The organism is Streptomyces pilosus (assembly GCF_014649835.1).
In the GTDB taxonomy this organism is placed as follows: Bacteria; Actinomycetota; Actinomycetes; order Streptomycetales; family Streptomycetaceae; genus Streptomyces; species Streptomyces pilosus.
In genome coordinates, this window is the sequence record NZ_BMTU01000014.1 from 60478 (window position 1) to 79616 (window position 19139).

The 19139-nt window shown below is 72.4% G+C and carries 17 protein-coding genes and 2 pseudogenes; 9 read left to right on the forward strand and 10 right to left on the reverse strand.

The window, feature by feature from the left end; genetic code table 11:
- Nucleotides 1-112 precede the first annotated feature (112 nt).
- Entirely contained in the window at nt 113-568 is a 456-nt protein-coding gene (locus IE118_RS27760) for a carboxypeptidase-like regulatory domain-containing protein (RefSeq protein ID WP_189560815.1), read from the forward strand.
- Between the two features lie 88 nt (nt 569-656).
- On the opposite strand, the gene IE118_RS27765 is transcribed toward IE118_RS27760, so the two are convergent.
- The gene (locus tag IE118_RS27765; RefSeq protein ID WP_308431848.1) at nt 657-1070 is read right to left on the reverse strand and encodes an STAS domain-containing protein; all 414 of its coding nucleotides are present in this window, start codon (nt 1068-1070) and stop codon (nt 657-659) included.
- A gap of 579 nt (nt 1071-1649) precedes the next feature.
- Nucleotides 1650-3905, reverse strand: coding sequence for an MMPL family transporter (locus IE118_RS27770; RefSeq protein WP_189560816.1), 2256 nt, complete (start codon nt 3903-3905; stop codon nt 1650-1652).
- A 247-nt stretch (nt 3906-4152) separates the two neighbouring features.
- On the opposite strand from IE118_RS27770, the gene IE118_RS27775 reads away from it, so the two are divergent.
- Complete coding sequence (locus IE118_RS27775) at nt 4153-4887, forward strand: TetR/AcrR family transcriptional regulator (RefSeq protein ID WP_189560817.1); 735 nt, start codon at nt 4153-4155, stop codon at nt 4885-4887.
- A 143-nt stretch (nt 4888-5030) separates the two neighbouring features.
- The gene (locus tag IE118_RS27780; protein ID WP_189560818.1) at nt 5031-5564 is read left to right on the forward strand and encodes a GNAT family N-acetyltransferase; all 534 of its coding nucleotides are present in this window, start codon (nt 5031-5033) and stop codon (nt 5562-5564) included.
- Nucleotides 5565-5679: 115 nt separating this feature from the next.
- Here IE118_RS27780 and IE118_RS27785 read toward each other — a convergent pair whose 3' ends face one another.
- The gene (locus IE118_RS27785; RefSeq protein ID WP_189560819.1) at nt 5680-7086 is read right to left on the reverse strand and encodes an NAD(P)-binding domain-containing protein; all 1407 of its coding nucleotides are present in this window, start codon (nt 7084-7086) and stop codon (nt 5680-5682) included.
- A 384-nt stretch (nt 7087-7470) separates the two neighbouring features.
- Between IE118_RS27785 and IE118_RS27790 the strand changes: the two genes are divergently transcribed.
- Complete coding sequence (locus tag IE118_RS27790) at nt 7471-7842, forward strand: ArsR/SmtB family transcription factor (RefSeq protein WP_189560820.1); 372 nt, start codon at nt 7471-7473, stop codon at nt 7840-7842.
- Between the two features lie 108 nt (nt 7843-7950).
- Here IE118_RS27790 and IE118_RS27795 read toward each other — a convergent pair.
- The 4 genes and pseudogenes from IE118_RS27795 to IE118_RS27805 all read right to left on the reverse strand — a co-directional run.
- Nucleotides 7951-8388 (reverse strand): annotated as a pseudogene (locus tag IE118_RS27795) (pyridine nucleotide-disulfide oxidoreductase); the annotation flags it as partial.
- Between the two features lie 35 nt (nt 8389-8423).
- Nucleotides 8424-8504: pseudogene (locus IE118_RS34180) on the reverse strand (hypothetical protein); the annotation flags it as partial.
- On the reverse strand, nt 8501-9619 hold the full coding sequence (gene arsB, locus IE118_RS27800) for an ACR3 family arsenite efflux transporter (RefSeq protein ID WP_189560821.1): 1119 nt from the start codon (nt 9617-9619) through the stop codon (nt 8501-8503). The gene arsB and the pseudogene IE118_RS34180, both read right to left, overlap by 4 nt.
- Nucleotides 9616-9924, reverse strand: coding sequence for an ArsR/SmtB family transcription factor (locus IE118_RS27805; RefSeq protein ID WP_189560822.1), 309 nt, complete (start codon nt 9922-9924; stop codon nt 9616-9618). The genes arsB and IE118_RS27805 overlap by 4 nt, the downstream gene beginning before the upstream one ends.
- 91 nt (nt 9925-10015) lie before the next feature.
- Between IE118_RS27805 and IE118_RS27810 the strand changes: the two genes are divergently transcribed.
- The 4 genes from IE118_RS27810 (at nt 10016) to IE118_RS27820 (ending at nt 13737) form a co-directional block, all read left to right on the forward strand.
- Complete coding sequence (locus tag IE118_RS27810; protein ID WP_189560823.1) at nt 10016-10450, forward strand: arsenate reductase ArsC; 435 nt, start codon at nt 10016-10018, stop codon at nt 10448-10450.
- Nucleotides 10447-10572, forward strand: a complete 126-nt coding sequence (locus tag IE118_RS34530; protein WP_268248975.1) for a hypothetical protein — start codon at nt 10447-10449, stop codon at nt 10570-10572. Before IE118_RS27810 ends, IE118_RS34530 begins: the two co-directional genes overlap by 4 nt.
- A gap of 302 nt (nt 10573-10874) precedes the next feature.
- Nucleotides 10875-12380, forward strand: coding sequence for a cryptochrome/photolyase family protein (locus tag IE118_RS27815; protein ID WP_189560824.1), 1506 nt, complete (start codon nt 10875-10877; stop codon nt 12378-12380).
- A 385-nt stretch (nt 12381-12765) separates the two neighbouring features.
- Nucleotides 12766-13737 carry an RCC1 domain-containing protein gene (locus IE118_RS27820; RefSeq protein WP_229846956.1) on the forward strand — a complete coding sequence of 324 codons (972 nt, stop codon included), beginning with the start codon at nt 12766-12768 and terminating at the stop codon, nt 13735-13737.
- A gap of 60 nt (nt 13738-13797) precedes the next feature.
- Here the strand turns inward: IE118_RS27820 and IE118_RS27825 are convergent, their stop codons facing one another.
- The 3 genes from IE118_RS27825 to IE118_RS27835 form a co-directional block, all read right to left on the reverse strand.
- Nucleotides 13798-15327 carry a glycoside hydrolase family 43 protein gene (locus tag IE118_RS27825; RefSeq protein ID WP_189560826.1) on the reverse strand — a complete coding sequence of 510 codons (1530 nt, stop codon included), beginning with the start codon at nt 15325-15327 and terminating at the stop codon, nt 13798-13800.
- A gap of 159 nt (nt 15328-15486) precedes the next feature.
- A complete protein-coding gene (locus IE118_RS27830) occupies nt 15487-16248 on the reverse strand; it encodes an isocitrate lyase/PEP mutase family protein (RefSeq protein WP_189560827.1) in 762 nt (253 codons plus the stop codon).
- A gap of 154 nt (nt 16249-16402) precedes the next feature.
- Nucleotides 16403-17689 carry a helix-turn-helix domain-containing protein gene (locus tag IE118_RS27835; protein WP_189560828.1) on the reverse strand — a complete coding sequence of 429 codons (1287 nt, stop codon included), beginning with the start codon at nt 17687-17689 and terminating at the stop codon, nt 16403-16405.
- 455 nt (nt 17690-18144) lie between these two features.
- Here IE118_RS27835 and IE118_RS27840 point away from each other — a divergent pair, with 455 nt between their 5' ends.
- Nucleotides 18145-19065 carry a PAS domain-containing protein gene (locus tag IE118_RS27840; protein ID WP_229846957.1) on the forward strand — a complete coding sequence of 307 codons (921 nt, stop codon included), beginning with the start codon at nt 18145-18147 and terminating at the stop codon, nt 19063-19065.
- Nucleotides 19066-19139 lie beyond the last annotated feature (74 nt).

Sequence of the window (19139 nt, forward strand, 5' to 3'; positions counted from 1 at the left end):
GTGCGCTGAACGGACCTCAGAGACACGCGTCGCGACGGAACTTGTGCTCTTCGTCGGCCGCCTCCCGCACGTCCGCGACGAGTACGGCGGCCGCGCTCCAGAGGAGACTCTCATGCACGGGCATGTGCGATCCATCACCGGGCACGAGCCGATCGGCATGATCAAGGTCAGTGTCTACCGCCCCGACCTCACGCTCGTCGACCGTGTCTTCACCGACGACGACGGCTCGTACAGCGTGGACGTACCCGTCGGTGAGACGGTCACCGTGCGGTTCGACACCCATCACTCGCTGAACAACGCGGACGACTGGCATCCGTCGTTGGTCACGGACATGATCGCCGGCGGCGCCGTCCCGCTCGACCGTCACCTCGTCTCCGTGGGCCGGTTCGCCGATACGGCGCGCGGCATCGACGTACTGGCTGCCTACCTCCTGGCCTCGGCCGTGGAAGGACCTGAGTACGCCGCCCACGCCACGACCCGGCTGTCCCAGATCAAGCAGAACACCCTGTTCCTCCAGCACATCCAGTCGGCCCTGCTCCAGCACTTCACGGAACGGGCCGACGCCTGAGGGGCTCCTCCCGGAGCGGCTGCTCGTCTCCTGGGCCGCCATGGCGCAGCGCCCTGTCGCCGGTCAGCACTCCTCGGCCGGTTTCGCCTCACTGCCGGAACACGCCCGAGTGCCGCTGCGCGTGCGGGGCGCGCTCGACGGCGGCGCGCTGAGCGCGACGGACCCACGCGGGCCGGGGATGGGCGGCGAGGGCCTGCTCGACGCCCGGGTGGCAGAGGATGACGGTGTCGAGGCCGGCCACCTCCAGGACGAACCGCACACGGGGCCGGGCGCCGGCGATGCGCAGGAGTCCGCCCGCGGCGCGCATCCGCACATGGGCGGCGACCAGGGCGTTGATGCCGCTGGAGTCCATGAACGTCACCCCGCTGAGTTCGGCGACGATCAGTGCCGGCACCGCATCGTCCTGGACCAGCAGAGCCGTGCGCAGCTGATCCTTCACGTCGTGGTCGATCTCGCCGCGCACGGCGACGACGCTGACCCCGTCGACCGTACGGCGTTCCACAAGGAGCCGGCGTCTCCGGTCGGCTGGAACGGCTTCGTGGATCACTGTGTCCTCCTGCAGCCCTGGGCACACCCCTCCGGCTGGCAGGCATGACGTGGGTACTTCCGGACGACCGGGGCCCGTGGATGCACCTGGTGGGTACGGAAGGCCCCGGGGCCGGGAGAGAATGGGGCCATGACGATGTGCAGGAAGTGCGGTGCGCAAAAGCGCCGTTGGCCTCGTTCGTGCTCCCGGTGCCCGGCCCGGTCGGACCGTGGCGACGCGGCCGCGGACGCCGCCGAGCTGGTGGTGGAGACGGGGCTGCTCGCGTGGGTCGTGCGAGGAATCGTGAGCGTGGTGCGGCTGGCTCTGCGAGCGCTCGGCTGACCGCCCCGCGCACAGCCACCCCGCCGGGATCCCCGGTCGCCGTTCGCACGCGTCCCCCGGCCCGCTGCTCGCCGGATGCTGTCGGCCGCGCCGTCCCCACGACCGTGCGTGACCCCTCCACCGCCGGAACGCGTCGCAGCCGGCTTGATCACCGGCTGCGACGCGCCCGGTACGGGCCGCGCGGCGTGGGTCGCTGAGCGCTGCTCGGCCGCGTCACACCATGGTCGAGTCCTTGGCGCCGCCCCGAGCCGATGCCGCGGGCCCGGGGACGGACGCCGCTTCGGGGACGGTCGTCGGCTCGGGACCGCTCTCGCTGAGGCCGTAGCGCGCGTGGAGCGTGCGCAGGAAGCGGGGCGCGTACCAGGCCGAGCCGCCCAGCAGGCGCATCGCGGCGGGCACCAGCACGCCGCGCACGGCGAGGGCGTCAATGAGGATGGCCAGGCCGCTGCCGAGGCCGAACATCTGCATGAAGCTGAGCCGAGACGTGCCGAAGGCGAAGAAGCTCACCGCGAGCAGGAAGGCGGCTGCGCTGACGATGCGCCCGGTGTGGCCGAGACCGTTGATCACGGCGGTCTCGTTGTCCGCTCCCTGGTCGTGGAGCTCCTTGATCCGGCTGGTGACGAAGACCTCGTAGTCCATGGAGAGGCCGAAGGCGATGCAGAACATCAGCACGGTCATCGCCAGCTCCATCGGCTGGGCGGTGAAGCCGAGCAGCGAGGAGAGGTTGCCGTCCTGGAAGATCCAGGTCATCACGCCGAGAGTGGCTCCCAGGCTGATCAGGTTGAGCACCAGCGCGCGCAACGGCTGCACGACGCTGCCGGTGAACAGGAAGAGCAGCAGGAAGGTGCTGAGGACGATGAGGGCCACGGCCAGCGGGAGCTTGGCGGCGATGGATTCCTTGGCGTCGACCAGTACGGCGTCGTTGCCGCCGACCAAGGGGGAGGTTCCCGGGGGCGCGGTCACCGAACGTACCCGCTCGACCAGGGCCTCGGCGGCCTCCGACTTCGGCGTCAGGCTGCTCACCACACTGATCCGCTGCGCGTCGGGCCGGCCGAGGGCGGAGTCGGCCGGGCCGGTCACGACGGGCCGCCCCGCGCTGTAGGTGCCCGCGCTCGTCTCGACGCGCTCGACGCCCTCCAAGGCGGCCAGCCGCCCCGCGTACGAAGCCAGCGGGGCCTCGTCCACGGCGGTGTCGATGGTGATGAAGAGGGCCGAGTCCTTGCTGCCGCCGAACTCCTCCCGCAGGACCTGCGAGACCTGGCGGCTCTCGGCGTCCTCGGGCAGTACGCGTTCGTCGGGGGTGCCGAAGGTGATGTTCAGCAGCGGGCTCGCCGCCAGCAGCAGCACGGCGAGAACGGGCACCGCCGAGAGCACGGGCCGCCGCATGACGGTGCGCGCCAGCCGGCCCCACACGGGTGCCTGCGCCTCGGAGCGCCGCGACCCCGCCCACGGCATCCGCCCGCTGTCGACCCGGTGCCCCAGGACCTTCAACAGGGCCGGCATCACCAACAGGGTGCTCAGGGCGGCGATGGCGACGACGCCGACGCCGGCGAAGCCGAACGAGCGCAGGAAGTACTGCGGGAACACCATCAGGGCCGCCAGGGCCGCCGCGACGGTCGCCGCGGAGAAGGCGACGGTGCGGCCCGCGGTGTGCACCGTCCGCCGGACGGCCTCGTCCACGCCCGTCCCGGCCGCGAGCTGCTCCCGGAAGCGGCTGACCATCAACAGGGCGTAGTCGATACCCAGTCCCAGCCCGAGGGCGGTGGTGAGGTTGGTGGCGGTGTCGGCCACGTCGGTGACGCTGCCGAGCAGGAAGAGCTGGGCGAACGAGCCGATGATGGCGATGACGGCGATGGCGAGCGGCAGCAGTGCCGCGACGACGCTGCCGAAGACGATCAGGAGCAGCAGGAGGGTCAACGGCAGGGCGATCGCCTCGGCGAGGATCAGGTCCTCGACCACCTGGTTCGACAGGTCGGCCCCTACGGCGGCGCCTCCTCCGGCCCGGACGGTCAGGGTGTCCTCGTAGGCACCGCTGTAGGTGTCCAGGATCGCGACGGCGTTCTCCCGCTGCGCGGTGCTGTCGCCTTTCACATGGGCGAGGACCAGGGCCTGTCGGCCGTCCTCGCCGCGCAGGTCGGGGCTGTCCGTCTCCCAGTACGAGACGACGTTGCCGATCCGGTCGTCCTGCCTCAGCTCGGCCACCAGGCTGCGGCCGTCCTCCTCGGCGGCGGGGGCGTCGACGGGACCGTCGGAGCGGACCAGCAGGACGAGATTGGTCTCGCCGCCGAACTTGTCGGCGATGACGTTCGCCGCTCGCGTGGACGGGGAGGCGGGGTCGTCGAAGCCGCCCCCCTTCAGCTTGTCGAAGGCGCCGGCGCCCACCACTCCCATCAAGGCCACGGCCAGGGCGGCGACGACCAGCACCAACCGGGACCGGCGGATCGCCAAGTCGGCCATACGTTCGAACACGCGTGGATCTCCTTCAGGTTCTTCGGGAAAGGCGGAAGGTGCCGGCCGGGTGTGAGCCGCGGGCATGCGCCACAGAGCTCCATCACCCCGTCACGGAGGGCGCGGCGACAAGCTCGCCGCCGCCGAGACCGACGCTAGTGACGTAATGGGTTCTTGAGCAGAAGGAGATTTACCTGACACTGTCAGGTTTTCCGGACGAGCACGGTTCTCCGGCGCCCCGTCTCCTCAACCGCCGTAGGATCGCCGCATGTTCGCCGAAGAGCCCGCGACGGCCCCGCCGTCCCTGCGCCAGCGACGCCGCGCCACCGCCACGCGCGAGATCGTGGAGGCCGCCGAGCGTCATATCGCCGAGCACGGGCCCCACGCCCTGTCGCTGCGAGCGGTCGCCCGCAGCCTCGGCATGACCGTGCAGGGTCTCTACCACTACTTCCCGAACAGGGACGCCCTCGTCACGGCGCTGGTGGCCAAGGCGTACGACGACCTGGCCGATGCCGTGACGGCATCCGTCGACGCGGCGTCCGGTGAACCGGCCGCACGGCGGTTCCTGGCCGCCACCGAGGGCTACCGCCGCTGGGCCGTCACCCACGTCGAACGCTTCCAGCTCCTGTACGGTGCGCCGCTGCGCCACTACGAGGCGCCTGTCGAGGGCCCGACCACCCTGGCGATGCGCCGCCTGGGCACGGTCTTCCAGCGCGAGATGTTCGACGGGTACACCACGGCGCAGCTCGCGTCGGCCGACACCCGCGCGCTCTCACCGGCCCTGCGGGCGCACCTGGAACCCCTGTTCGCGCACGGCTCGGAAGCCCTGCCGCCTCCCGCGACCGCTCTTCTGCTCGGAGCCTGGGGGCACATGCACGGCATGGTCGTCCTGGAGGCCTTCGGGCACACCGCCTTCATCGGCGATCACCAGGCGGAGGTCTTCCGCATGGCGATGCGGGACCTGCTGGACGACATCCACCGCCGGATTCCCACGCGACCCTAGAAGGCAGCGCCCGCCCCTCAGGGGACGGCGCCGGCCGGACCGGTTCCGCACAGCAGCCGGGACTGACCCGGACCTGGCTCGCGGGGTCGCCGCCCGTGGCGTCGGATTTCGGCTGAGGCCCCCGCGTTCGGCAGGATGGGCGCATGACCGAGATCCGTACACCCCGTCTTCTCCTCCGTGGCTGGCACGACGACGACCTCACGCCGATGGCGGAGATCAACGCGGACCCACGGGTCATGCGCTGGATCGACGACGGCTCGGTGCGCGACCTGGACGACACGGCCGAGGAGATCGAGCGCTGGGAGGAGGAGTGGGACGAGGACGGCTTCGGTCTCTTCGCCGTCGAACTGCTGGCCTCGGGCGAACTGATCGGCTTCACGGGGCTGTCGGTGCCCGAGTTCCTGCCGGAGGTGATGCCCGCCGTGGCGATCAGCTGGCGTCTCGGCTCACCGTTCTGGGGCCAGGGATACGCCTCCGAAGCCGCGCAGGCCACGCTGGAGTTCGCGCTCCAGGACCGCGGCCTGGACCGCGTCATCAGCATCAGCCGGATCGGCGACAACGCCTCCGAGAAGGTCATCCACAAGCTCGGCATGCTGCCCGAGCGCGAGACGGCGCACCCGGTCCACGGCCATCCACTGCGCGTTCACGCCATCGACCTCACCGAGTTCCAGGCATGACCGTCGGACGGCGGCAGCCCCACTGGAGGCGATGAGAGTGCGGGGCGGGCGGCGCGGGGCCGCGACCGGTCCCCCGATCCGGTCGCGGCCCCGCGAGCCGAGGTGTTGACGCCGGTCAGGCGCCGCAGCAGCCGCCCACCGGGGCCTCCTCGGCCGCCGTGGCGCCGACGGCCACCGTGGCGGGGGCACCGAGCTGGACGAGCTGGGGCGCCGGGGCGCAGCATCCGCCGCCACTCCGGTCGGCTTCGGGGGCGTCGAAGAGGCCGGCGCCTCCGCACACTCCGGTCTCGGGGAGGGTGAGTTCGACGCGGTCGGCTGCTTCGAGGTCGCCGGCGATGGCGGCGGCGACCGAGCGGACCTGCTCGTAGCCGGTCATGGCGAGGAAGGTGGGGGCGCGGCCGTAGGACTTCATGCCGACCAGATAGATCCCCTGTTCGGGGTGGGAGAGCTCCCGGTGGCCGTGGGGGTAGACGGTGCCGCAGGAGTGCTGGTTGGGGTCGATCAGCGGGGCGAGCCCGACGGGGGCCTGGAGGCGCTCGTCGAGGCCGAGGCGGATCTCGGACAGGAAGGACAGGTCGGGGCGGAAGCCGGTCAGCACGATCACCTCGTCGACCGGGTCGAGGCGGCGGCCGTCCTCCGCCACGAGCACGAGCTGCCCGGCGTGGCGCTCGATCGCCTCGGTGCGGAAGCCCGTGACCGCGTCCGCGTATCCCTGGTCGACGGCGGCCCTGGCGGCGAGGCCCAGGGCACCGCGTGCCGGGAGCTGGTCCGCTTCGCCGCCGCCGAAGGTGGAGCCGGACATGCCGCGGCGCAGGATCCACACGGCCGTGGTGCCGGTCCCGTCGTCGGCCTGGGCCAGGTCCGCGAGGTGGGCGAGCGCGGTGAACGCGGAGGCGCCGGAGCCGATGACGGCGGTGCGCCTGCCCGCGTACCGGGCGCGGACGGCCGGGTCCTTCAGGTCGGGGACGCGGTAGGTGACACGGTCGGCCGCCGCGCGCTCGCCGAGTGCGGCCAGTCCGCTGCCGCCGGCGGGGCCCGGGGTGGTCCAGGTGCCGGAGGCGTCGATGACCGCGCGGGCGGACAGCCGCTCCTCGCGGCCGTCGGCGTAGCTGACGTGGACGACGAAGGGCTGGGTGGCGCGCCCGGCGTCGACGATCCGGTCCCGGCCCGCGCGGGAGACGCCGGCGACCTCGGCGCCGGTGCGCACGCGGTCGCCGAGGGCGTCGGCCAGCGGCCGCAGGTACCGGTCGGCCCAGTCGCCGCCGGAGGGGTAGGTCGCCGGGTCGGGCCGCGTCCAGCCGGTGGGGGCGAGGAGCCTTTCGGCGGCCGGGTCGACGACTTCGCCCCAGGTGGAGAACAGGCGCACGTGCGACCACTCGCGCACTGCCGCGCCGGCGGCCGGGCCGGTTTCGAGGACCAAGGGCTCGACGCCGTGCTCGAGCAAGTGAGCGGCGGCGGCCAGGCCGGTGGGTCCGGCGCCGATCACGATGACGGGCAGCTCGGTGGTGACGGGGGCGTTCACGGCGACTCCTAGCGTGTATTTCGACATCCGTCGATGGCTTGCGCGGCCCAGCATGGCACCTGTATCGATAGGCGTCAACATAGACATTCATCGAAATCAAAGATCGCGCATGCAGCGCGCCGACGTCACGGTGGTGGGCGGGGGGCAGTCCGGCCTCGCCGCCGCTGACGCCCCGCCGGGTGGCACCCGCGCCACCGCGGCGGCGCCTCGGTCCGCCGCGCCGGACCGGCGTTCGTGGCGTCGGAGTGGCAGCGGCCTCCGTCCTCGAGAGGCCGCGCGGGAACGGCCGGGATCACCTCACCCGGATCGCTCGCCGCCCGACCGCGCACCTGTGGAGCCGGTGACCCTCTGCCCGCCTGGTTCGACGTGTGTCAACATAGACGCATGTCGAACACGAAGGTGCTGCCGCTGCTCGAAGCCGACGGCCGGGGCGTCACGCCGTGCTGCCCGCCGCTGACCGAGCGCCCGATGACCGCCGAGGAAGCGGAAACCGCCGCGCGGATGTTCAAGGCGCTCGGCGACCCCGTCCGCCTCCGTCTCTTCTCGGCCGTGGCCTCCCACGAGGGCGGCGAGGCGTGCGTGTGCGACATCTCCGACGTCGGCGTCTCCCAGCCCACGGTGTCCCACCACTTGAAGAAGCTCAAGGAGGCCGGGCTGCTCACCTCCGAGCGACGCGGCACCTGGGTCTACTACCGGGTGGAGCCCTCCGTGCTGGCGGCGATGGGCAAGCTGCTCGCCCTGCCGGCCGCAGCCTGACCGGGACGGGGAGGGGGGTGACCTGGGGAGGCGGACGGGGCGCCCGCACGGCGTCCGGCGCGACGTCGTCCTCGCCGAACGCCGCAGCCCCGCCACCACCTGACCCGGTCAGGGCAGCTGTGCGATCGCGCGGGCGGCGTCGCGGGCCGGGCGGCCGACGCCGATGAGGGTGGCCGAGGCGGGGCCGGTCCAGTCGCCGTAGCCGAGCAGGTGCAACCGCGGCTCGCCGAGGGCGCGCGTGCCGTCGGTGGGGATGCGGCCGCGCGGGCCCCGCAGGTTCAGCGGGGCGAGGTGAGCCGGTGCCGGGCGGAAGCCGGTGCACCAGATCACCACGTCCGTGTCGCTCCGGCTGCCGTCGGCCCACCGGACACCGGTAGCGGTGAGTCGGGCGAACATCGGCTGCGCGGTCAGGAGTCCGGCGTCGCGGGCGGCGCGGACGGGCGGCACGGCCACGATGTCGCCGAGCGAAGCCACCCCACCGGTGTCGGCGCGGCCGGCGTCGAGGGCGCGGCGGCGGGCGGTGGCGACATCGAACAGGACCCGCCCGGCGCCGCACCGGCGTCCAGGATCACGGAGTCCAGATCCTGGCGACGCAGGTGGTGACCGGCGGGGAGACCTGCCTGGCCGCCACCGACGACCACCACATCCGTGTGCCGCGTCACGGGGCCGTCGTCAACGTGTCGGGGGTGAACTTCCTGCGCCAGGCGAGCGCGACGTGGACCAGGCCGATCAGGACCGGCACTTCGATGAGCGGGCCGACGACACCGGACAGGGCCTGGCCGGAGGTGACGCCGAAGGTGGCGATGGCGACCGCGATGGCCAGCTCGAAGTTGTTGCCCGCCGCGGTGAAGGCGAGGGTGGTGGTCCGGTCGTGGGCCAGGCCGATCGCCTTGCCGAAGGCGAACGTGCCGAAGAACATGACCGCGAAGTACACCAGTAGCGGCAGCGCGATCCGGGCGACGTCCAGCGGTTGCGAGGTGATCGTCTTCCCCTGGAGGGCGAAGAGGACGACGATCGTGAACAGCAGCCCGTACAGCGCCCACGGCCCGATCTTCGGCAGGAACTTCCGCTCGTAGTCGGCGCGGCCGAGCTTCCTCTCGCCCAGGCGGCGGGTGAGGAACCCGGCGGCGAGCGGGACGCCGAGGAATATCACCACGTTCAGCGCGATCTTCCACACGGAGATGTCGAGGTGCTCGCCGTCGCCGAGGCCGAGCCGGCCGGGCAGCAGGTCGAGGTAGAACCAGCTCAGCAGGCCGAACGCGAGGACCTGGAACACCGAGTTCAGGGCGACGAGAACGGCGGCCGCCTCGCGGTCGCCGCACGCCAGGTCGTTCCAGATGATCACCATGGCGATGCAGCGGGCCAGACCCACGATGATCAGCCCGGTGCGGTACTCGGGCAGGTCCGGCAGGAAGATCCACGCCAGCGCGAACATGACCGCCGGTCCGACCACCCAGTTGACGACCAGCGACGACACCATGAGCTTGCGGTCGCCGGTGACGGCGTCGAGCCGGTCGTAGCGGACCTTCGCCAGCACCGGGTACATCATGATCAGCAGGCCCAGCGCGATCGGCAGCGAGATCCCACCGATCTCCACCTCGGCCAGGGCGTCGTTCATGCCCGGGACGAGCCGGCCGAGCCCGAGGCCGACGGCCATGGCGAGCAGGATCCACACCGCGAGGTAGCGGTCGAGGGTGGAGAGCTTGCCGACGATCGAGTCGTCCCCGGCCGCATCAGTGCTCCGGGATCGGGCGGTGGTGGGCTCGGTGGACGTCACGGGCAGGCCCTCTTGTTCTCGGCGGCGGTGCGGGCGGAGGCGGCGAGCCCGGCGAACTGCTCGGACAGGCCGGCCAGCACGTCGGGCCTGAGCCTGTAGTAGGTGAAGCGGCCGCACGGCTCGGTCTCCACCAGCCCGGCCTCACGCAGCACCTTCATGTGGTTGGACAGGTTCGTCTGCTTGGCCCCGGTCTCCTCCACCAGGTGCGTGGTGCACAGCGTCTCGCGCGCCAGCAGGGTCACGATCCGCAGTCGGAGGGGATCGCCCAGCGCCCGAATCACATCAGGATCGACTGAAGTCAGCATGCGCTGATACTGTCACATCACCGTTCGCTGATACCAGCGGATGCTGATGTCATGGTGGCGTCCAGCCGCCGCGAGACGGGAGAGCACCCTCATGTCCGAGAGCCCCAGCGGGAAGCCGTCCGTCCTGTTCGTCTGCGTCCACAACGCCGGACGTTCCCAGATGGCCGCCGCCTGGCTGACCCACCTGGCCGGGGACCGCGTCGAGGTCCGCTCCGCCGGCTCCGACCCGGGGGAGCAGGTCAACCCGGCCGCCGTCGCCGCGATGGCCGAGGTCGGCATCGACATCTCCGCCGAGGTCCCGAAGATCCTCACCGTGGACGCGGTGAAGGAGTCCGACGTGTGCATCACCATGGGCTGCGGCGACACCTGCCCCGTCTTCCCCGGCAAGCGCTACCTGGACTGGAAGCTGGACGACCCGGCCGGGCAGGGTGTCGAGGCAGTCCGCCCGATCCGCGACGAGATCAAGACCCTGGTCGAGGGATTGATCGCCGAGATCGCCCCGGGCCGGCCGCAGGCGACGACGTGAGTGGGACGCGTGACGTCGTCCTCTTCGGCTCCGTCCCCGCCGGACGACCGGTCCACGCCCTGATCCCCGTCGCCGACGTCCACCCCACCCGGCCGGACCCCCGGCACAGCGCCGACGGCTGACACCCGGCGCTCCCGAGCCGCGTTCGTAGGACCTGCGGCCACGCAGATGCCGCGGCGACCCGGGCCGGCACGGCACGTCTGGCCACCGGACGGCGAGTCGACGTGTTCGACCGGCGACGTCGGGTGGGACGACTCCGTCACCCTGCCGGGTCCGTGATCTGGTGCGGGCCGCTGACCCGGCGGATCCTGGACGATTATCGCCGTCTCCGTGACCGCTTCTTGGCGACTGCTTCTCCGTGACCGCTTCCCCGCGACCGCGGACGCGAACGGGAAGCGCGGACGCGACCGGGAAAGGACAAGCAGTGCACTGGCTCTTCGGTGACCAGCTCGGTCCCCATTTCCTCGACGCCGGCGACTCCGGCGAGGCCGGCCCGGGCCGTAACACCCCGCTGCTGATGATCGAGGCCCGGTCGGTGTTCCGGCGCCGCCGATTCCACCGCGCCAAGGCGCATCTCGTGCTGTCCGCGATGCGTCACCGTGCGGCGGAACTGGGGGACCGGGTGACCTATGTCCGGGCCGACACCTACCGGCAGGGGATCGCGCGGAGCGTGGGTGACCGCCCGCTCACGGTCCACCACCCGACGTCGTACGCCGCGGCGCGGCTGGTGCGGTCCCTGAGCCAGGTGTCCGTGGGTCCCGCCCGGGGCTTCCTCGTGCCCAGGACCGCCTTCGAGGCGTGGGTGGCGGAACAGGATGGCCGCAGGCTGCGGCAGGAGGACTTCTACCGGTGGGTGCGCCGTGAGCACGGCCTGCTGATGGACGGCGACGCCCCGGCGGACGGCCGGTGGAACCTCGACCACGACAACCGGCAGCCCCCGCCGCGGGAGCACGGCACCCTGCCGGTACCACCGCCGTACCGGCCGCGGGAGGACGAGATCGACGACGAGGTCCGGCACGACCTGGACCGCTGGGAGGGCGACGGTGACGTCTCCTTCGTCGGGCGGGACGCCCCCCGCATGTTCCCGGCGGACCGCGCCGAGGCACGAGCGGCGCTCAAGCGTTTCCTCACCCACCGTCTTCCCTCGTTCGGCCCCTACGAAGATGCCCTCCTGGCCGCCGACCCGGTGATGAGCCACAGCCTGCTGTCGTCCTCGCTCAACCTCGGCCTGCTGAGCCCGGCCGAGTGCGTCGAGCGTGCGGAGGCGGAGTGGCGCGCCGGCCGGGCGCCGCTGAACAGCGTGGAAGGGTTCGTCCGGCAGATCGCCGGCTGGCGCGAGTACGTGTGGCAGTTGTACTGGCACTTCGGTGAGGAGTACCGGCGCTCCAACGTGCTGGCCCACACCGCCCCGCTGCCCGGCTGGTGGAACGAGCTCGACGCCGACGCCGTGCGGGCGCGGTGCCTGCGCACGGTGCTGGCCCAGGTGAGGGACACGGGATGGACGCACCACATCCCGAGGTTGATGATCCTCGGGAGTTACGCCCTGCAACGGGGCTGGGACCCCGCCGCCCTGACCGACTGGTTCCACCGCTGCTTCGTGGACGGGTACGACTGGGTCATGATGCCCAACGTCATCGGCATGTCGCAGTACGCCGACGGCGGCCGGATGACGACCAAGCCCTACACGTCGGGCGGCGCCTACGTGCACCGCATGAGCGACCTGTGCGGGCCGTGCCCCTACCGGCCGGGCGACCGGACCGGTGAGCGGGCCTGCCCCTACACCGCCGGTTACTGGACCTTCCTCGACCGGCACCGGGAACGGCTCGGCGGCAACCACCGTACGGCCCAGCCGGTACGTCAGCTGCAACGGCTCCACGACCTCGATGAGGTGCGCGACCAGGAGCAGGCCCGCGGTGACGCACCGCCCTGATCCGGCCCCTGTCCGGACGGGCAGTCACTGAGCCATCGTGCCCAGGAGAGCGGATGCCGGGCTGCGCGGTACTACTCAGGTCGGTTCCGTACCGGCCGCCGTCGAGGCTGAGCAGCTCTGCCCTGACCGTGCCGGAGCCGTGCGCGGCACCATGGTGACGGCCCGTCGCGCCCACCGTGGCACGCGCCGCACGGCGTCCAGGGCGGGCCGCGGGGAAGTGGAGGACGACATGGCCGCCAGGTCGTGGCACCGCGCGACCGCCGGTGCGGACCGACGACCGCAGGCTCCCGCCCCGCACCCGTCACCCCGGCCGACGACCGGCGGGACCGTGTGGGCGTGGGCCCCGCACTTCGACGCGCCTGCCGGCAGTCGCCCGGAGGGGCCGGTGCCCGGCTGGACCGACGTCGTCTCGATCGCGGACACCGGCTTCACGACCGTGGCGGTGAGGGCCGACGGCACGGCGTGGTCCTACGGCACCAACGTCGGCGGATCCCTCGGACACGGCTTCCTCGAACGCCGCCACGTGTACCGGCCAGGGCCGGTGACCGGGATCGACGACGCACGCGCCGTGTACGGCAACGGTCCGACGTTCTACGTCCTGCGCGGGGACGGCACGGTGACGGCCTGGGGCCACGACCGCTTCCTGGTCAACGGCGGGAGGAGAGAGGGCCGCGGCGGCGTACCGGTCCCACGGCGCGTGCCCGGCACCGGTGACGTCGTCGCCATGGGCCCCGGCCGCCTCAACGCCTTCGTCCTGCGATCCGACGGCCGGGTCCGCGGCTGGGGCGTCAACATCACGTCTGTGCTCGGCGACACCCGCGGCACCCGGCCCACCACGATCGCTCGCCTGCGCGGCGTCGCCGGAGTGGCGTCGGCGGGCGGTGCCGTGGTCGCCGTCACGGCCGACGGGCGGGTCCGCGCCTGGGGGAGCAACGCGCACGGCCTCCTGGGCAGCGAGCCGCTCGGTGGCCGGAGGGGACGCCCGGTGCTCGTCGCGGGGCTGCGTGACGTGGTGCAGGTGGCGGGGGGCAGCGACGTCGCCTACGCGCTGGACCGTGAGGGCGTGGTCCGGGCCTGGGGCCGGGGCGCGAGCGGTGCCCTCGGCGACGGCGACACGTCACAGCACGCCTCCGCCGGACGGGTCCGCGTCGACGGCCTTCCCGAGATCCGCCGGATCGCCGCCTTCGGACTCACCGGACTCGCCCTCGACACCGACGGCGGGCTGTGGGGCTGGGGATCGGGTCTGGGTCTCGGCCGCTACGACGCCGGGCGCCGACCCGTGCGGATACCCCTGCCCGGACCTGCCCTGGACCTGTCGGGCCGTCATGTCGTCCTCGACGGTGCGGCGCCGCGGTGAATCCGGCCGCCGCAATACGGAGTTCCGCGACGTCGTGGGGGAGCACCCGCACGCCGAGCGTCACACGGACGGCGCGGGGGCGTACTCGAACCAGTCGAAGGCGACCGCGCCCTCGACGGCATACATGCCGATCACACGGCCGGTGAAGCCGCAGGCGACCTCGGTGGACAGGTAGCGCCCGTCCAGTTCGGCGAGCGGCCGGGAGCCCGGAGCGCCGGGGTCGTCGAGCCAGAAGGCGATGGTGTCGGGGCCCGTGGTGCCGCCGTCGGTGAGTTCCGGTGACGCCGGCACGAGGCCTGACGTCCGGACCGTGACGGTGAGGCGCAGCGGGCCGGCCGGGACCGGGCGGCGGGCCACGGTCTGGCGCAGCGGCCCGATCCGGGCGACGACGCCGGCCTCCCCGTCCCCGACCTCCAGTTCGTAGTGGTGGGCCTCGTCGAGGCGTACGCAGAGACCACCACGTCCCGCGCCGGGGTCGATCATGGTGGTGACGCGGCAGTCGTGGTGCTGCTGGCGGCGGCCGACGAAGGTGTGGCCGGGGCGGTCGAGGGTGGGGCCGGTGGCGTGGAGGAGCAGCCGGCCAGGACGTTCGGTGAGCGACCAGGAGCCCTCGGGGCGGGCGAACGGCGAGATCCAGTGCGGCGCGAGGGCGGTCCCGTCGAAGTCGTCGCGGGCGGGCGGGACCGGTACGGGATGCCAGGCACCGCCCGGGGCGGCGTGGCTCTCGGGGACCGGCGTGACGACGGGCCAGCCGTCCGCGTCCCACTCCACGGGGGTCAGGAAGGTCTCGCGACCGAGGACGTGCACGTCGGGCGTGAAGCCGCGGGGGCGGACGCCGAGCAGCACCATCCACCAACTGCCGTCGGGAGCCTGCACCAGGTCGGCGTGGCCGGTGTTCTGGATGGAGCGGGCAGTACCGCCGTGTGACAGCAGGGGGTTGGCGGGTGCGCCCTGCCAGGGGCCGCGCGGCGAGCGGCTGCGGGCGATGGACACGCTGTGGCCGCGTTCCGTGCCGCCTTCCGCGATCAGCAGGTACCACCAGTCGCCGATGCGGTACAGGTGCGGCGCCTCGGGGTACTTGAGGCCGCTGCCGGACCAGGTGGCGAAGGGCCCCTCCAGCACCTCGCCCTCGACCGGGTCGATCCTGGCCAGGTGGATGCCCCCTTCGGGGCCGGAGAAGGCGCACCAGCAGGTGCCGTCCTCCTCCCACGCCAGGTCGGGGTCGATCCCGGTCAGGTCGATCCACACCGGGTCGCTCCACGGCCCCTCGGGCCGCTCGGCCGAGACGACGAAGTTGCCGCCCCCGTCGACGTTGGTGTTGATGACCCAGTAACGGCCGTCGTGGTGGCGGATGGTGGGAGCGTAGAGGCCTCCGGACGCCTTCGCGCCGGGGAGGGGGAGCGGCAGTTGCCCGGGCCGGTCGAGCACGTTGCCGATCTGCTCCCAGTGCACGAGGTCCTTGCTGTGGAACAGCGGCAGCCCGGGGAAGTACTCGAAGCTGGAGCACACCAGGTAGTAGTCGTCATCCACCCGGCACACGCTCGGATCGGGGTGGAACCCGCTGATCACGGGGTTTTCGTACAGGTGCACAGGAACATCTTCCCCTCACGTCGCCGGCCACCGTGGAGCGAGTGGCGAACTGCCCGGGCTCACGGTACGACGGGACCGCACCCTCCCGAAGGCCGGCAACGGCCGCTCGGGCGCGGGGTGGAGGCAACCGGTGGCCGGCCCCGTCGTCCGGTCAACCGGTCAGGGTGCCCACGGCTTGAGCATGTCCTTCACCGTGTCCGTCAGGGCGAGTTGCAGCAACGGGCCGTAGGTGATCCGGCCCACGCCGAGGCGGCGGAAGCGATCGAGGTCGTGCCTGACGGGGTGGGCCGTGGAGTTCACGGGAACGGTGACGGCGCCGGTCACCGCCGTGAGCAGGTCGTCGTTGTCCTGGATGCCCACCGGGTAGACGCTGTCGGCACCGGCCTCTTCCAGGGCCCGCAGTCGCTCGATCGCCTCGTCGAGGACGTCGGAGGCGTCCTTCGCGTGCATGAAGAGGTCGGTGCGCCCGTTCACCCAGACCGGGACTCCCGCGTCGTCGGCCGCCGTGCGCAGACCGGCGACGTAGCTCGCGTGCTCCTGCGTGCTGCGCACGCGGCCACCGTCCGAGTGGACGGTGTCCTCGACGTTGAGACCGACGCCGCCGACCTCGATGAGTCCGGCGACGAGATCGGCGGGCTTCTGCCCGTACCCGGCTTCAAGGTCCACGGACACAGGGACGTCGACCGCCGCGATGATCGGCTTGACGGCGGTGAGCACCTCCTCGAGGGTCTGCCCCTCGTGGTCGTCGGCACCCCGGGAGTCGGCGAGGGGATGGCTGCCGATCGTCAGCGCGGGAAAGCCGGCGGCGACGGCCGTGCGCGCGGACCAGACGTCCCAGACGGTCGGCAGCACGAGCGGCTTGTACTGGGCGTGCAACTGCTTGAGGCGTTGAGCGCGCTCAACGGTGGTGTGAGAAGCCATGCCAGGGACGTTACCCCGGGATCTCCGTGGACAAGGTGCTGACAGGCGTTGCCCGGTGAGGGGAGGACCCTCGGAGCGGGAACCGTCGAGGTGCCTGCTCCGGGCGTCCGGCCGGCCCGTGCGCCAGGGAGTGCCGGGCGCGCACACCGGCCGTTCAGCAGCTCGTGGAGCCGCGTCGTCCGGGCACGTCCGGTGTCGGCGTCGCCCTGCGGGTCTCGGGTGAGCGGACGTCGGCCAGGGTCGTGGCCAGGGCCTGCCAGACGTACGCCGCCAGGTCGAGGTTCCCGGACGTCGTCGCCTGCCGTCCCAGTCGTTGCAGGGCGGCGATGCCCTCGTCGGCGCGACCCGCCAGGATCGTCAGCCGTCCGTCGAGAACCGACAGCCGTACCCGGTCGCGGTAGGTCAGGCGCAGGTCCTCCTCGGTGATCAGGGACCGGGTGAGGGCGCGGGCGTCTTCCAACCGGCCCTGGTGGAAGGCGAGATGTGCCTGGAGCGCGCGCAGCTCCTGGAGCTGTGGCCGGGTGCCGATCAGGTCGAGGACGGGGGCGGCCTCCTCCAGCCAGCGTTCGGCGGCGTCCACCCGGGGCGGTGACATCTGCAGCACGGTGGCGGTGGCGGCGGTCCGCAGCCGGGTCCACAGGGTGAGGTCGTCCTGGCCCTTCAGCATGCCCAGGGCCGCTTCCAGCCGGGCCCGGGCCGTCGCACCGTCCCCTTGACGGGTGCTCACCCCGGCTGCCACCCACAGTGCTTCGGCCGCCTGGGCGGCTGTGGCCCGGGGCAGCAGATCCCGTTCCAGCTCCACGACGTGCAGGTCGGCCGCCTCCAGGTGGCCCAGCTCCGTCTCGACGCTGACCAGCACCGTCAGGGCGGCCAGGGTGTCGGACACGCACAGCTGCGCGGCGCGGGCGAGGGACAGCGCCTCCGCGGCCGCCGGTCCCGCGGCGCGCATGTCGCCCGAGTCCCGGGCACAGCGGGCGTAGCGGACACGCGACCGCACCCGCAACTCCGGTTCCTCCAGCAGATCGCCGAGCTCGACGAGTTCCAGCAGCCGTGTGCGTTCCAGCTCGTGGTCGCCGTCCCGGCCGGCGGCGCAGCTCAGCAGCCACAGCGCCTGCCAGCGGGCGGCGGGATCCTCGCCCGAGTCCTCCTCGACGGCGCGGAACAGAGCCGCCGTCTCGTCCGATCCCGGCGGGGCCGAGGTCACGGAGGCCAGGACCCCGGTCAGGGACCTGCCGTCCCACGGACCGGTGAGGGCGGACGTGTCGACCCCGAGCCGGCGGGCGAGGTAGGTCACCGCGCGCTCGGTGGGGGGCCGTTCACCCGACTCCAGGCGTGACAGGTATCCCGTCGACATGCCTTCGCCGACGAGACCGGCCTGACTCAGGCCCTGTGCCAGCCGGAGTCTCTTCAGCCGACGGCCGAAATGCGGCTGTTCGAGCATCTCCCCCTCTGTTCCGTGGCGCGATCGAAAGGGTCTGCGCGGGTCCCCGACTGCCCGGTCGGGCGCGCGGTTCGGCAACACTTTAGGAAGCGCGGCAACGGGCGACAAGCGGTTAAACGCAGGTCAACCGACCGTTGCCGAGGCGGTCCCGGGCTCCCCGGGCAATGTTTGAATGACGCTTTTCGCTGCCCGAATTCCGCCCGCATGCACAGGACTTGCCACGTTGCCGAGGTCACCTGGCAAACCCTTGCCAGAGGGGTTGTCGACCCCTAATCTCAATGGCGCCCCCTTGATGCGATCCTCTTTTCGTCATGTGGAGGTTTTCATGCCGCGCAGTTTCCGCCCGGGATCCCGGCGACGGCCGGACGTACGGTCGGCCGGTCCGCCCGGTGACTCGTCTTCGATGCCGGGTCCCGACCTCGAGTGACCATGACAACGTTTTCCACGGCAGTCGGATGCCGGTCGCCTCGGCGCCGCTTCCTCTGCTCATCCTGACCTGCCCGGGAGTCCGGCGCCCCGGCGCCGGACTCCCGGGACGACGCGGACACGCGGCTCCTGCCACCGGCGAGGTGGTGCGTGCCGTCACCGGGCGCTCGTCCACACCCAGGCACAGCGCGTCGGTCCGTTCCGCGTTCGCACACCCTTCCCAGCCCCTCACGCGCAGGAAGAAGGACGGTACGTCCGTGGCGACCACGAGTTACCCCGACGCCTCGCCCCGCAAGAAGAAGATCGCCGCCACCCCGGCTGCCCCTGCCCGCCGCGACCCGACCGGAAGCGGCGCGCCGGACGGTGCCGCCCCGGCGGGTGCCTGCACCGCTTACCTTTCCCCCGGGGACCTGGCCGTCACGGCCGCGGAACCCGAATTCGCCCGCCAATTCGGCCTGAGTGCCGACGAGATATGCGGGTATTGTCTTCTCGACCTTCTCCGTTCTCCCGCTCCCGCTCGACTGCGGCAACGGTTCACCGTCCTTTCCTCGGGGCACGGTCGTGGATTCACGGAAAGGGTGATGGCCCGGGACGGCGACGGCCGGGACGTCCCGGCCGACGTCACCGCGACCGCCGTCAGGAATCCCTCCGGTGAGATCGCCGGTGTCGTGGTCTTCCTGCGCCGGCCCGAGGACACGATGTCCGGCGGGCCCGTGCTCAGCGCCCTCGACGCGCAGGTCCTGGAGGGTGTGGCGAGTGGTGAGTCCACGGTGCAGATGGCCTCCCGTCTCTATCTGAGCCGTCAGGGAATCGAGTACCGGGTGGGGCAGATGCTGCGGCGCTTCGACGCGCCGAACCGCCCCGCCCTGGTGGCGCGGGCGCACGCGCTGGGGATGTTCGCCGCGGGGCAGTGGCCCCCGCGCGTGCGTGCCGAACGCGTTCGGTCGTAGTGCGGAGCGGGCTCGCCGAGCCCGGGGCGGCGGCCGCGGCGGTGACACACCGCCGCGGCCGCCGCCCCGGGCTC